Below are 14,648 nucleotides of genomic sequence, written 5' to 3'. Positions count from 1 at the left end.
TTATACAAACCGTTTTCGAAATTCTCCCAGAAGCACTTCAAACGCTTCGTTAAAATCAAACTCTTGATCGTTTTCCATTGCCGACTCTTCGATAACATGGGAGAGGCGGGAGAGTTCGTCAAAACGGAAATTGGCACTGGAACCTTTAATGGCATGGGCGATAAATGCAATATTCTCATACATTCTGTTTTCAATAGCATTGTGCAGTTCCTGAAGCGAATGCTCCATTTTTGATCGGTATATCCCGAGTAAATATTCAATCTGTTCTTCATCCAGCATCAATGCACTTTTGAGATGATCCATATTGATATTTTCCCATTTGGTCCCGACCTGTGCGCTGTTTCCGACGATGGGAACGATGGTCGATTTCAAATAATATTCAAATACCTGTTCAATCTCTTTCAGTACGATCGGTTTTCCCAAGAAAGCATCATACCCGTTTTGAATCGAACGTTCACGGGCCCCTTTAATGACATTTGCCGTCAGGGCTACGATCGGCGTGTGTGGCAAGCCTCGTTCCTGCTCAAACGCCAAGATACTTGCGGTTGCCTCATTGCCGTTCATATACGGCATCTGCTCATCCATAAGTACCATATCAAAGGCTTCGGATTGATACAACGCTAAAGCCTCTTCTCCGTTAGCCGCGATCTCATACTTCAAACCGTATCGTTCCAAGACGATTTTGATAAGCTCCTGATTGGCAAAGTTGTCTTCGGCAACCAGTATTTTCCCTTCAAATCCCCGCCGTCCGTTAAACCCTTCCGCCTCGGGAAGATGAGGCTGATTCATACCCAAAACATCGCATAAAGCACTTTGAAGTTTTGTACAATAAATCGGAAAGGTCAACGGTGCGATCGTCGATGTCGCATCATAACGGTCATCCAGAAAATCGAGAATCGCCAGAGAGGGAATTTGATCACGAATAATTATTTCACGTGCCATATCATCCATCGAACTCTCTAAAAAGATCAATAAATCGCAGGATGCCTGCACATTTTCAACGATCTGGACATCCAGCCCGAAATGATCCCAATAACGCTGCAGCGATTCAAGCTTATAGCTCTCGGAAGGATCGTAGGCAAGAAGTCCGAAACGGAACCCCTCAAACATGGATATATCGAATTTCGAAACCGCACACTCACTGTTGACAATGACCGGAATTTTCAGAGTGAAAAGGCTCCCCTCTCCCACAACGGAATTGAGTTCGATCGTCCCCCCCATGTGAATGGCTAACTGCTTACAGATCGAGAGTCCCAACCCTGTGCCCCCATTGATTTTCATCGTCCCTTCCTGCGCTTGGGAAAATGCGTCAAATACCCGTTCCTGGTCCAACAGGGCGATCCCGACACCCTGGTCTTGTACCGACAAAGAGAGTACCCCCTCCTCACAGCGTGCTTCAACATGGATTGCCCCGGCTGGATTGCTGAATTTAATGGCATTGCTCAGAAAATTTCCGACAATCTGTTTAACCCGCAGCGCGTCAGCAACAATCTCATAAGGGATTGACGGATCGATAAAGCTCGTCAGTGTGATGCTTTTGGAATTGGCACTCGGAACGAAAAGTTCCATCGTATGCGATATTTCATCATGAATATTGAACGGCTGAGGATCGACGGTAAATTCACCGCTTCGGAGTTTCGAGAAATCCAGAATATCATTCATAATATGGAGAAGGTTTTCACCGCTGTTGGAAATAATATTGAGATACTGTTGATAACGGGGGTTGGTCGTCTCATCACGCAGCAAAGAAACAAATCCCAAAATCGCATTGAGCGGTGTCCGAATCTCATGCGACATGTTTGAGAGAAAATATTCTTTGGCCTTGGAAGCGTTGATGGCCTCCTGTTCTTTTTGGTAGATCGTATCGGTATAGATCTTTAAAACACTGGCAAAATTTTGGTCAAAAAGATAACTGATCGCATTGAATATCGATTGGTCATTGATCCCCAAACGATACGTTGCATTCAAAACAGCGCGTTTAAAATGGGTGCATAAGACAAACAGTTCATCCGCCCGGAGATCTTTGTTTTTCAGATAATCGATCAAATCTGCAATGACCGGGCACTCTCCGATCGCCATACTTCCGGATACCACCCCCATAAAATAATCAAAAACGCTTCCGGCATAATGGGTACGGAAAAAATCGGGTTCAATCTCATGCCGCTCTAAAATCGATAGGCACAGTTCCGACTCGACCCATTCATGCAGAAGAGGCTCTTTTTCAGAAAAAAGTCTCTCTTTTGCATGGACTAAATTCAACATATCCGGAAGAGGCATACTGATTCCTTGAAGCAAAACTATTGAATGGCTATAATACTCAAAAAGGGTTAAAAGTATAATATTTTATTATTATGGTGCAACCCAAAAGAAAACACCTGACGCCACGATCAGAAACTGAAAGATCAAAATCGCCGTTGTACCGATGATATTTCCGGTTTGACAACTGGTGCATTGTTTGTAAATGCGTGCTTCATACTGGGCATATAAAAAATACGCAAGAATCAGCACAGGAACTGCGAGAAGCGCATATTTATCGATCGTATAAACCCATCCCCGGACGTTATCCGAGACGAAAAACGGTAAAACAAAGGTCAAAGCAATCAGCGAATTCATATATCGTGCACCCCGTTTATAATAATCACGGATAAAAATCACCGGGCACGATCCGCCCCCTTCGACAAGACCATGCTCCAAATGATCGTTAATCCGTTGTTTCATCTCTTTATCCACACGATCGACAAAGGTACTCCCGAAACAATAATCAATCTGCTGCTGAAATATTCGGGACATTTCCGCATCCAAATCACGATGATGCGAATTTCCCTTTTCATCTTCGTAAATAACGGTTACCTTCTCAAACCGGTCGACGTCAACACTGATTCCAGGGTAGTAAATACTCCGTTCGGTCTGGGTACTCATTCCGGAATGTTTAATCAATCGGGCATTAATATAAGGAATATACGCATCCCCTTCTTTCATAACGATGACACTGTACTGGATTCCGATCATAATGGCACTGAGAGCGTTAAGATCATTGGCTTTCATCGTGTCGATCATATCGGTGATCCACTGGGACAATTCGTCATTAAAGAAACGGACATTTGCAGAAATAAGCCGGATAGCAGGATCAGGATACTTGAGTAGTGGTTGAACCATAGAAGATTACTTTTCAAAAAATTCTGCCTCGCATGAGGCAAGCTTTAGCATCATGTGCTCTAAGCGTAGCCAAAGGAATAGATCCCTTGGCGTTCTAAATACAGAGAATTAGTGGCTTTTGCTCACTACAATAATCATTTTGATATTGATGATTACGAAACGGATAAACTGCCAAATCTTACACGTACGAAAAAAACGTGCCCATTTCCCGGGAATCATCGCCGTATTGAATTTATCATTTTTAGCAAAGTTAAACTCTTCTTCTTTTACTGACATTTTTTCTCCTTATTTTATCTTTTAAAAATTTTTATTCCGGAATTACTTTCCAGAACGGTTTAAGTTTTGCTTTGTACATAAACAAGTAGTGAAGGATATGTTTGATCCAGTGTCCGGCCAAACCGATTTCCCCGAATGTATAGTCCGTATCACGGCCTGTTCCAGGATATTTATCAAAATCAGGAACAACAGGATAAACCGTCATAGCTGCCGCCTGACCGTCTAACCAGCCTTTACCCGCAGATGCGACACACGCCGCACCCATTTCCGCCATTGACGCTTCATGAAGTTTCGCATCCGGCCCTTGTTTGATCAAATCGCATACACTATGCGCAACGGCTTTACCCATGATACCGCTTGGCATACCGGTACGAGGAGGAGTTGGATTGATCATTGTACCGTTTGGCGATTTCATCGGTTTGGAGATGATATGCGGAGGTGCGAATGCGATACCTGCTGCAAAAAGATTTTTGTAGGTAGGATTTTGGTATGTGCGAGGCCAGTCGGATGCTTTCCACTCTTCATACGGTTTTGGCGTATAGTTAGCATCAACTTTCATAAAGCCGTTTGGTGCGAATATCGTATCGGTAATATCTTCGCCCGCTTTATTGTAGGCTTTAAGGCCGACACCGGCGAATGGAGGAATCAACATTGAGAAGTCAAATGACTCTTCACCCATTGAACCGTCAAGAAGTTCATACGAAACTTTCCCTTTTTCTACTTTATTGACATGAGCACCGGTGATGTAGTTAACACCGCGTTCTGCGAATAATGACTCGGTAAAGATACGAGAACTGACAACGTATCCGCCCACTTTCATGTGGAGTCCGCCCATCCCGAAATCACCCATGAAAGATTCGTTAGAGATCCATTGGATATCGGCCATGTCACGAAGACCGGCTTTACGGATTTCATGCTCAACATTGAAAATATATTCGAATGCCGCACCTTGACATGTACACATACCGTGACCTGTACCGATCAAGATTTTTTGGCGTTCGCCTTTGCGCATTTTATCCATAACTTTTTTAAGCTCATGCGCCGCATGATCCGCGTGATCCGCCGTACATACTGATACTGTAAATTCTCCTAGATTTGAGCCTTCACCCAAGCCCGGAGTTGCACCGAAATTCAATTTTGGTCCGGTAGCATTGATGAGATAATCAAAAGTAAGCTCTTCGCTTTGACCCGCTTTGCCTTGACCGGTATATTCAATCGTTACAAAAGATTTATCACCATTGGCATTCCCCTCAGGGTTGATACTGACCGCTCGTGCTTGCTTGTACGTGATTCCCGCTTTCTCATAAACAGGAGCAAGATCAAACGTGACATCTTCTTTTGTCATTTCGCCGACACCGACCCAAATATTGGAAGGGATCCAGTTCCATTTTGAGTTAGGGGTGACAACAACTACTTCGTGTTCTTTTCCAAGCCAATCTGCCGCAAATGTTGCAGCCGTATGTCCGGCAACTCCGCCGCCGAGGACAATTAATCTCGCCATATCTTCTCCTTAGATGTATTCCATAAATGCTGATTATAATACCATTACATCACAATTATATCACATCCTTAAAAGAAGCATTATATTTTAGACTAAACTTTTTAGAAAAGAAGTCTATGTTACTTTTTTTCACATCGCGTTTATATATACTTTGCGATGATAGATAGAATAAAAAATACTTATGACGAACAAACATTTCCAGAAATTGACTTTAAGCGTCAATCCTATTATAATTCCTAGAAATAGCTAAAAACAATAATTATTATTTGTAGATTTAAATATATTAAAGAGGTATACGCAATGAAGAATGTTCTTATCCTCGGCGGAGGGATCGCCGGAGTCGAAGCGGCGATCTATTACCGCAAAGAGGGATTTTCCGTCGAACTTATCAGCGACCGCTCTTATCTGTTTATCTATCCTATCGCCATTTGGATTCCGGTAGGGATCAATACGTTTGAAAATGTCGCATATCCTCTTGAGAAACTGGCACGAAAACACCGTTTTACCCTTACTATCGATCGCGTCACTGCGATTAACGGAAAGGACAAAACCATCACACTTGAATCCGGAGAGGTTCGTAAAGCCGATCACCTCGTCATCGCAACAGGTTCGGGCAAGATGAAACACGTCGGACTTGAACATACCCTATCCATCTGCGGTGCACCGGAACAAACCCTCCTCCTCAAAGAAAAAATCGATGCATTGATCGCTCAGGGGAGCGGCAAAATCGCCTTTGGTTTCGGCGGCAATCCGAATGATCCGAGTACGGTTCGCGGGGGACCGGGGTTTGAACTCTTTTTCAATCTTCACCACAAACTCGAACAACTCGGCATCCGCGACCGGTATGAAATGACTTTTTTTGCCCCAATGCCTGAACCGGGAGCCAGAATGGGGGGAAAAGCCCTTTCGCTCCTAAAAATGCTCTTCCAAAAAAATAAATTTGACTCGCGCTACGGTAAAAAAATCGCCCACTTTGAAGAAAAAGGGGTCGTATTTGAAGACGGAAGCCGCCTAGAGAGTGATTTGACGATGTTCATCCCTGCAGGTGACGGTCACTCTTTCATCAAAGAGAGCGATCTGCCCCTCAATAAAGCCGGATTTATCCAAATCAACGAATTTTGCGAAATCAAAGGTATTGAGGGATGGTATGCCATCGGGGATGCGAGTGCGCTCGAAGGGCCTGATTGGAAAGCGAAACAGGGGCACTTAGCCGAAGTAATGGCACGCAACGCCGCCCATAACAGTGCAATAGCGTTTGGCCTTAAAGATGAGGATCCAAAAAGCTATTTGGAACACCTCAATATTTTATGTGTTATGGATATGGGCAATGGGGCAGGTTTTATTTACCGTAATAATAGCCGAGCGATTGTGATCCCTATGCCCATTATCGGGCACTGGCTTAAAATTGCTTGGGGCTGGTACTATAAAATGTCTAAGATGAACTATTTTCCCCGCATTCCGGGGATGTAGTTTTTAACAAACCTCTAAAATTTTGACAATGATTTCATAGACATTGTTCGAGAGATCAGGATGATTTTTAATCCGTTCCAATTCTCCTCCCATCTGTCCTTTTTGCACACTAGAAAGTTTCCCGTAATTTTTAAACGCTCCGGCGAGCCCTGACGCAATCTGCGGATTCAGCGCATCAATCTCGATCACTTTATCGGCAACAAATTTAAATCCTTCTCCGCTCTCATCATAAAAAGCTACCGGATTTCGGGCGAATGATCCGATCAATGAACGGACAAGGTTGGGAACTTTAGGATCATATGCCGGATCATTTTGTAATGCCTTGACACGTTCAAGTGTCCCGCCGCGACGGGAAGATGCGCAGACGCCAAAGTATTTGTTCATGACCAGAGTCTGGTCTTTATAACGGCTGTAAAAATGGCTTAATGCCTCTTCGGCTTCTTGGGGCGCATAGTTTTCCAGCAAATCAAGAGCACTTAAACGATCACTCATCGAATGCGATTCTTGATATTGACGTACACACAGGTTACGGATTGATGCATCACCCAGACTCATTACAAGACCCAGCAAGCGATTTTTGAGGGCCCGTTTCCCCATACTCTCCCCATCGATCAGCGTATTGGAGGGATCGAATAAAGCATCAATCATGTTTTGCAATTCGGTGATATAGCGTTTCGCGATAGTCTGTTTCAGCTCCTCTTGCACCTTTACGATTGCCGCTACATCGATAATTTCCTGGCGCTGCATCAATGTTGTGATCGTCGGAAGCTCTAAAATTTGAGATTTAAACATCGGATCGACCGCGAGATCGCGCAACATGGCACCGTAACTTTCAATATAGTGTTCATTGACCGCATTGCCCGCCATCATAGCTTCCAGTGTTTCAATCCCGAAACGGTGTGCCGCTTCAAAACGTACAAATCCGTCACTCTCCCTGGCCATCAAAAACGGATAGTCGATTTCATCACACTCAATAATGACCGGTGCACTGAATCCGCGGTTTAGAGAGAGGCGCGGAGCTTCTGTAATCCCGGTAAAACGAATTTCATGCAGTTCATTCTCAAGCCATAGCACATTCTCATGCAAAAGAGTTATATCATCGCTTTTAAGGGGATATTCGCTCCCATCGGGAGCCAAAAGTGCCATTTTGAACGGCATAGCGTACGGAAGCTGTTCTTGGTTTTTGGTATTGTTCGGAACTTTCTGAAGGATTTTCATCACCAGTTCAGCGGATTCCGGACGGTATTCCGTCGAAATTTTAAGTGTCGGAGTTCGCTCTTGGGAGTACCATCGTTTGAATTGGCTCATATCAACCGGGCTTTGTGTCTCCATTGCCCATAAAAATTCTTCCGTTCCTACCGCTTGCCCGTCAAAATTTTCAAAATATCGGTCCATTGCTTTCCGAAACCGCTCGCGGCCCAAAAGTGTATGCATCATGCGAATCACTTCCGCACCCTTCTCATAAACGGTTGCCGTATAGAAGTTATTGATCTCCATATAATGGTCCGGTTTGATCGGATGGGCGGTCGGTCCCGCATCTTCGACAAATTGGCGTTCCCGCAAGGCACGGACATCATCCAGACGCTGCGTCAGTTCTGAATTCATATCGGCACTGAAGGTTTGATCCCTGAAGACGGTCAGACCCTCTTTGAGCGTCAGTTCAAACCAGTTTCGGCAGGTGATCCGGTTCCCGGTCCAGTTGTGAAAATACTCATGGGCTATGACACTCTCGATTCCCATAAAATCGGTGTCTGTCGCCGTTTCTTCATCCGCCAGGACATAATGGGAATTAAAAATATTGAGCCCTTTGTTCTCCATTGCCCCCATGTTGAAACTGTCTACGGCAACAATATTATAGACTTCCAGATCGTATTCCCGGCCATAAGTGTACTCATCCCACTCCATCGATTTTTTCAGGCTGCGCATCGCATGATGACATTTGTTCTCATTGCCCCGGTCGCAGTAGATGGCTAAATCAATCTTTTTGCCGCTCATCGTTGTAAACGTATCCGTAATAGAGCCCAAATCTCCTGCGACCAGGGCGAACAGATAGCACGGCTTAGGGATCGGATCTTCCCAAAGAGCCAAATGCTTGCCGTTCTCCAGCGTCGCCGTGCCTCTTAGATTCCCGTTGCTCAGCAGCACCGGACATTTCTCTTTATTAGCAATGATTTTCGTGGTAAATTTTGCCATCACATCAGGCCGGTCAATAAAATAGGTGATGCGCCGAAACCCCTCGGGTTCGTTTTGGGTACACCAGATACCGCCGGAACGGTACAGCCCTTCCAGTGCCGTATTTTGGTCCGGATAGATACGGTTTATGATTCGGATACGGGCACTGTCACAATCAAGCGGCAGGGTCAAAGCGTCTTTTGTTTTGACATACATATCCTCTGTATACAGAACATCATCAACCCACAACAGCTCCAGATCAAGCATCTCGCCATCGAGTCTCAGCTCCTTCGCATTAGCGTCACAGCGTTTGATTTCCATGATGTTCTCAACCCGCGTCGAACTCTCTTCAATAATAAATTCCAAGGCACAGGTAAGTACCGTATAGGGGCTGGGAACATACTCTTTAAAATAAATTGTTTTGTGTTCTTGCATCAAATATCCGTTTATTGTTTTTGTAATAATACTCAAATTACGCTACACTTCAGCCATTAAAATATAAAGCAACAATGATGCACAATAACCTCTACATTGCTCGTCAGCCTATTTTAGACCGGGCTGAGAACATTATAGGCTACGAATTTTTTTACCGAAACAATCATGGCGAATGCGTGATCGATGACCCGCGGCACGCCACGGCATCGGTACTGGTCAATATTCTTAACCAAATCGGATCCTCTTCGGCTTTTGGAGAGACCTTAGCCTTTGTCAATACCGACGGTCCCCTTCTATTAACCGAGATTCTACGCAGTATGCCCAAAGAAAAATTTGTTTTTGAGCTCTCCGCATCCATGAAAATCACTTCCCGAATTCATGAAGCAGTCCGCTATTATCATGCACTCGGATACCGTTTTGCTTTGGATAATGCCTCCTTTAATCCGCACTATCTCGAAGCATTCATGCCACTTTTTCCGTATATCGAATTTGCGAAGTTTGATGTAACCCAAACGGACATTGAACAATTCAGCCATGCACCGAATCCGTATGGAAAAATGAAACTGATTGCCCAAAAAGTCGAATTTTACGAGATAGCCGAAGCGTATGAAGGGCTCGGATTCGAGTATTTTCAAGGGTTCTATTTTGCCCATGCCCATCTTATAACCCAACGCCGGATCGATCCGCAGTATATGGATGTCATGGAACTCTTTACCCTGCTTCAGGAAGATGCCCCTATTGAAGAGATTTGCGATTCGTTCAAATACCACAACATTCTCTCCCTGCAGCTGATACAGTTTTTACACTCGGCTTTTCCGGAACATCTGGATGGGGTTTTATCGATGCGGGAAATGATCGAACGATTCGGGAAAAATGCCCTCATGCAGTGGCTCTTGCTGATTATCTATTCCAAATCGGGAACAAAAGCCATGGATGATAAAAATCCGCATGCTGTCTTTGCCCAGCAAAGGGTAGACAGGATGCTGGCGCTGCTGAATCAAGTATCCCCTTCTGTGGATGAAAAAGTACAAGACCATGCCAGAATCATCGCACTTCTCTCCCTTTTGGAAGGGCTTATGAATGTTCCGCTTCAAAATATTATCGAAACCCTTCATCCCGACAACGAAGTTGAAGATGCTTTGATAACCCGCACCGGAATGTTGGGAAGACTTTATGCCGCCGTTCTCAAACTTGAAAGCGGAGACGTCAACGGAGCGGTCATACTTCTCAGATCCTATGGGATTACCCATGAGAATATCCCCTCATGAACGGTTATTATGCCATCAACGCCATCAGATATGATATTATGGAATCGACCTAAGCAGGAAGAGGCAGATTTATGAAAATTTTATTGATGGAAGACGATATATCCTTAGGTGAAACGCTCCAAGAACTTCTTAACTCTGCAGGATACCAAACGGACTGGGTTCAAGACGGTGAAGAGGCGGCTGAACGCACTTATGCGCAACACTACGATTTGTATATTTTCGACATCAACGTCCCTCAGATCAATGGATTCAAACTTCTTGAAGGACTTCGGGATTCAGAAGATATGACCCCTGTTATTTTTATCAGCGCCCTGGTCGATCTGGCCAGCATTACCAAAGGATTTTCCCTCGGGGCGGATGATTATCTCAAAAAACCTTTTTTCCCGGAAGAACTTCTCGTACGTATACAGGCCAAACTCGGTCGCAAAACTCCCCTCATTACCCATGAGGGGATAACCTATAATACTTCAACGCATGAAGTTCAATCTGACGGAAAGTTTTTGCATCTCGGAGAGGTTCAGCAGGCTCTTTTGGAGCTTTTTATCACCAACATCAGCCGTACTCTCGATAAAGAGATTCTCCTCGATGCGCTTGAACATCCTAGTGATGCCGCTTTGCGCGTCCATATCAATAAACTCAAAAATACGACAGGCTGGGAGATTATGAATGTACGCGGAATAGGATACCGTCTTGAAACGCGTTGAATCCGAAGCTTTTACGAAAAGTTTTTTACTTTTTTTCTTTTCATTGGGGATACTGAACACTTTTTTATTTCTTTTCGAATATCATCAAGAACGGCACGATTTTGATGAAAACATACTGACACAGATGAAAGTGTGCAGTTTTGATCTAAAATGTACCCAATTCAAAATCGATTTTGCACCGCTTGATCCGGACAACCTTTATAAACTCTCAAAAGACGATACCGGAGTATATGCTTTTTTTTCCATTCCCAAAAGCGAATCCCACTCTATGAAACTCACTTTGCCAATCAAGGATTATGAAGGTCTGATAGAACATATTTTTAATCATATGCTGCTTTACTATTCCATTGTCATGTTGTTTATCGCGCTGCTTTCGGTCTTTTTTTCCTTGTATGCTCTCTATCCGCTTAAAAAAGCGCTGGAACTCACCGAGGAATTCAGCAAAGATATTCTGCATGATTTCAATACCCCGTTGGCATCCTTGCGACTGAATGTCCGGATGCTGCAGTGTCCCGAAAGTGAACGTAAAAAAATTCAAAGGATTGAACAGAGTATTGAAACCATCCTCTCATTACAGAAAAATCTGAGAGGCTATCTCGAGGACCACTCACTCCAAAAAGAAGTCTTTGACGTCCGCCATAAAATAGAAGAACGAATCGCCTTGATGCAAAAAATCTACCCGACGATACATTTTGAAGTGCATGCCGACCGGCTTGAAATTGCAACCAATGATGACGCCTTTACCCGGATCATCGATAACCTCTTAAGCAATGCGGCCAAATACAATCAGGACGAAGGGCGGGTAAATGTCATTCTTGATGCTGCCGCCAAATCGCTGAAAATCATGGATACCGGAAAAGGAATTACCAATACAAAACGGATCTTTGAACGTTTTTATAAAGAGCAGGAGAGAGGGATCGGCATCGGTTTGCATATTGTCAAAAAGCTGTGTGATACCATGGAGATTCCCATCTCTGTTTCCAGTAAAGTCGGAGAAGGCACAAGCTTTACATTGGATCTGAGCAAGCTAACACTCCGCTAACATTGCTGCGGTAAACTGCCGCCATCCCAAAACAAAGGAGCTACCATAAAAAAAGTGCAATCCATTATTTTAGGAATGCTTTTAGCAGGAACACTGGTCCATGTCAGTGCGGAGGATTCGATTGATACGCAAATCGATGAGATTCAAAAAGCACCGGCAGAACAGCGGGTGCAATTAATGAATCAACTTAAAATGAAACTCGCCAATATGAATGAAGAGGATCAGATTAAAGCGATGACTCAAATGCGCGAACGGCTCCAGACCCGTGCACAAAAGCGTTCGTCCAATACAGCGCATGAGGCTCAGATACGTATGAACCAAATGCAGCAGATGAATCAAATGCAGCACCAAAATATGATGCAAACGCAAAATTTGAATATGAACGGCGGAGCAATGCAAGGCGGGAAACGCTAGCCTTATGCTTTTTAAAATCTTAGTTTGGCAGGATTATCATAATCCTGCCCTTTGGAGTAATGTATGAAGTTTTCACTTTTTTTGATTACCGCTTTAGCCGTCAATGTATTCGCCTACAGCGATACGGATATGGACGGAGTCGAGGATTTGCAGGATCGTTGCCCGAATACCCTTATCAACGAGTTGGTCAATGCACAAGGGTGTACCATTAAGTCTCTCGAAAACCATTATGATATTATCGTGGGCGGCGGATATTCACAATTAAACTATGCCAGTAATACAAAAGACGACACATTAACAACTACTGTGCAGGCAGATTACTATAATCAAAACTTTTCAGCCCAAATCCTTGCATCTCGCTACTCCTCCAAAAATGACAGCGGAATGAACGACACCTTGATTGCCGGATATTACCAGATACCTCTGAGCGATCCATTGAGCTTGAAATTGGGCGGAGGGGTTTTACTGCCGACCTATGAAACGGGTTATAATAATGAAGCACCCGATTATATGGGTTCAATCGGCTTTACGTTCCTCATCAATCCGCAAGCAGCGGTAGTAGGCGGCTATAGCTATACATTTGTGAATGACGATAATGTCGCCCGAGTCCTAAACTATCAAAATACGCAAGCGTATTATCTGGGAGTTGATTATCTCATTGACAGCAAACTCTCTATAGGGGGCGTATATCATAACAGTGAAAGTATTTACAGTGATGTCGAAGCAATCAAGAAGGTTTCCGGATTCGGGATGTATCGGTTTGATTCCCATTGGTTTGCAAATGCAGCCTATTCCTACGGACTGAGTGACTCAGCCAGTGATCATGCTGTCGATCTTCGAATCGGATACTCTTTTTAAATCGTTCAATACCTCTTCTCCCGGGAGAAGAGGTATCGGTCCCTAACTCATAGCATCCATAGAAACGAGCAGTTCATCCATTTTTTGATCGACCGTTCCGACGTACTGCGTCAAATCCATCATCTCGTCCATATTTTGATGAAGCGACTCGCTATTATCATTAATCGCTTGAATCAAAACATTAATCGTCGCAGAGATCTCCGCAAGACTTTTTTGAGTGCGTTCTGCAAGCTTTCGAACTTCATCGGCAACCACAGCGAATCCGCGTCCGTGTTCGCCTGCCCGCGCTGCTTCGATAGCCGCATTGAGCGCCAAAAGGTTTGTTTGATCGGCGATATCCCCGATCGTTACCAAAATAGCTTTTGTCTCCTGCGCATTCCCGACGAGCGCTTGGAGATTACCGGAAAGCTCATGTTCTTTTCCGGCAACACTTTGAATACGTTCTACCGTAGAGTTGATCATTCCGTTCAGTTCTACAAACTTTGTAGAACGGAGATTTTCGATTGTCCCCTTGAGGTTTTTCGTATTATTATCCAGTATCTCTTTGGCCTGATTATTTTGCTCTTCCAAAGATTGCAGGGCGGTTCCAAGATCATTAATTTTGAGCAATGTCTGCCCCATTTTTCCGCCGACATCGACCTTGACACGGGTGCTGAAATGTCCTTCGCTCAAGGCTTCCAAAACACTGATCGCCTGATCAAGATTCGCTTCCGTAGCATCCAGCATGGTATTCATCGTTTTGCGAAGCAAATGGACGTGAGGTGTTTTGGAATCACTGTCAACACGGCATTTGTAATGTCCCTGGCGTACCTTGTCCGCCAAAAGAACCATCTCTCCGGCAACCAGGGTGTCTTGGATCAACATCTCCTCATGCGCTTTGACTAAACGATTCAATTTCTCTTCCAGACTGCCAGGCTGCGCATCCATCAGAGACAAGCGGTTTCGTTTAAAATTTATCAGCTGCAGAAAATCATCCATCTGTTTGCTGATTGCATCATTTCCGTGAGGCTTTTGCACGATCATACCGATCGCCGATGCAACCGTAACGATCAACACACCGAGCAAGATACCGACACTTTGTGTCAATACCCCGACAAGGACACCGATTACTCCCAATACAACCAAAAGGGTTATTTTTACGCTATTTGTCATTATCGTCCCTTTATTGCATTGTTTTATAGAGACGCTCGGCCTCGGCTATCTCTTCAGAAGAGGGTTTCCGACGGCACGACAAATATCCGCACTTCCCATTTTCACAAGAAATGTTAGGATAAACTGTAGCATAGACCCAATAGTATCCGCCATTTTTGGTAGCATTCTTGACGTAACCGGTCCAAATTTTACCGCTTTTG

The 14,648-nt window shown here is 44.2% G+C and carries 12 protein-coding genes and 1 pseudogene; 6 read left to right on the top strand and 7 right to left on the bottom strand.

The window, feature by feature from the left end; all coding sequences use genetic code 11:
• The 4 genes from WAO38_RS06955 to WAO38_RS06940 form a co-directional block, all read right to left on the bottom strand.
• Window positions 1-2,277: an ATP-binding protein gene (locus WAO38_RS06955; protein ID WP_422235645.1), complete on the bottom strand. Its 2,277-nt coding sequence runs from the start codon at window positions 2,275-2,277 to the stop codon at window positions 1-3.
• A gap of 72 nt (window positions 2,278-2,349) precedes the next feature.
• Window positions 2,350-3,156 carry a peptide deformylase gene (locus WAO38_RS06950; protein WP_422235643.1) on the bottom strand — a complete coding sequence of 269 codons (807 nt, stop codon included), beginning with the start codon at window positions 3,154-3,156 and terminating at the stop codon, window positions 2,350-2,352.
• Window positions 3,157-3,264: 108 nt separating this feature from the next.
• Window positions 3,265-3,432: a hypothetical protein gene (locus WAO38_RS06945; protein WP_422235641.1), complete on the bottom strand. Its 168-nt coding sequence runs from the start codon at window positions 3,430-3,432 to the stop codon at window positions 3,265-3,267.
• Between the two features lie 31 nt (window positions 3,433-3,463).
• Entirely contained in the window at window positions 3,464-4,933 is a 1,470-nt protein-coding gene (locus WAO38_RS06940; protein ID WP_422235639.1) for an NAD(P)/FAD-dependent oxidoreductase, read from the bottom strand.
• Window positions 4,934-5,233: 300 nt separating this feature from the next.
• Here WAO38_RS06940 and WAO38_RS06935 point away from each other — a divergent pair, with 300 nt between their 5' ends.
• Window positions 5,234-6,403: an NAD(P)/FAD-dependent oxidoreductase gene (locus WAO38_RS06935; RefSeq protein ID WP_422235637.1), complete on the top strand. Its 1,170-nt coding sequence runs from the start codon at window positions 5,234-5,236 to the stop codon at window positions 6,401-6,403.
• Window positions 6,404-6,406: 3 nt separating this feature from the next.
• Here WAO38_RS06935 and pepN read toward each other — a convergent pair whose 3' ends face one another.
• Window positions 6,407-9,010, bottom strand: a complete 2,604-nt coding sequence (pepN, locus tag WAO38_RS06930; protein WP_422235635.1) for an aminopeptidase N — start codon at window positions 9,008-9,010, stop codon at window positions 6,407-6,409.
• Between the two features lie 74 nt (window positions 9,011-9,084).
• On the opposite strand from pepN, the gene WAO38_RS06925 reads away from it, so the two are divergent.
• The 5 genes from WAO38_RS06925 (at window position 9,085) to WAO38_RS06905 (ending at window position 13,296) form a co-directional block, all read left to right on the top strand.
• The gene (locus WAO38_RS06925; RefSeq protein WP_422235633.1) at window positions 9,085-10,278 is read left to right on the top strand and encodes an EAL and HDOD domain-containing protein; all 1,194 of its coding nucleotides are present in this window, start codon (window positions 9,085-9,087) and stop codon (window positions 10,276-10,278) included.
• 71 nt (window positions 10,279-10,349) lie between these two features.
• Window positions 10,350-10,982 (top strand): response regulator transcription factor, encoded by a 633-nt coding sequence (locus tag WAO38_RS06920; RefSeq protein ID WP_422235631.1) that lies wholly within the window; start codon window positions 10,350-10,352, stop codon window positions 10,980-10,982.
• Window positions 10,969-12,024: a sensor histidine kinase gene (locus tag WAO38_RS06915; protein ID WP_422235630.1), complete on the top strand. Its 1,056-nt coding sequence runs from the start codon at window positions 10,969-10,971 to the stop codon at window positions 12,022-12,024. The genes WAO38_RS06920 and WAO38_RS06915 overlap by 14 nt, the downstream gene beginning before the upstream one ends.
• A gap of 54 nt (window positions 12,025-12,078) precedes the next feature.
• Window positions 12,079-12,438, top strand: coding sequence for a hypothetical protein (locus WAO38_RS06910; RefSeq protein WP_422235628.1), 360 nt, complete (start codon window positions 12,079-12,081; stop codon window positions 12,436-12,438).
• 63 nt (window positions 12,439-12,501) lie between these two features.
• Window positions 12,502-13,296, top strand: a complete 795-nt coding sequence (locus tag WAO38_RS06905) for a DUF3187 domain-containing protein (protein WP_422235626.1) — start codon at window positions 12,502-12,504, stop codon at window positions 13,294-13,296.
• Window positions 13,297-13,338: 42 nt separating this feature from the next.
• Here WAO38_RS06905 and WAO38_RS06900 read toward each other — a convergent pair whose 3' ends face one another.
• Entirely contained in the window at window positions 13,339-13,758 is a 420-nt protein-coding gene (locus tag WAO38_RS06900) for a methyl-accepting chemotaxis protein (RefSeq protein WP_409574819.1), read from the bottom strand.
• Window positions 13,759-14,458: 700 nt separating this feature from the next.
• Window positions 14,459-14,648, bottom strand: a pseudogene (locus WAO38_RS06895) (PAS sensor domain-containing protein); the annotation flags it as partial.

The sequence above is a fragment of the Sulfuricurvum sp. genome (assembly GCF_049277495.1).
Lineage (GTDB): Bacteria > Campylobacterota > Campylobacteria > Campylobacterales > Sulfurimonadaceae > Sulfuricurvum.
This window is presented reverse-complemented; position numbering and strand designations above follow the sequence as displayed.